General features: G+C 55.9%; 1 protein-coding gene. It reads left to right on the top strand.

The window, feature by feature from the left end; genetic code table 11:
• The coding region (locus tag FFM73_RS12870) for a hypothetical protein (protein WP_171001302.1) at positions 1–256 on the top strand (256 nt) is incomplete at both ends.

The raw sequence follows: 256 nt of genomic DNA, 5'->3' as shown, positions 1-256 counted from the left end.
AGATGGGACCAGCTCATTCTTCAAGGTCGATGATGGTGTATCAGTTAACGCCGATGGTTACTACAACACGATCACGACCACGGATCCTGAAGGTGGGACCACCACCACGAAGGTCGATGGCAGCGGCGCCGTGACTGAAGTGACTAAGAACTGGTCGGACGGCGATAAGACGGTGGCCGTCGTGCAGACGACACCAACGACTGATCCAACGACGGGTAAAACGAGCACAACGAGCGTTGTGACCGTGACGGAAACG

The sequence above is a fragment of the Secundilactobacillus hailunensis genome (genome assembly GCF_005405185.1).
GTDB lineage: Bacteria > Bacillota > Bacilli > Lactobacillales > Lactobacillaceae > Secundilactobacillus > Secundilactobacillus hailunensis.
The sequence above is the reverse complement of the archived record's forward strand: the minus strand, read 5'-3'. Positions and strand labels throughout refer to the sequence as shown.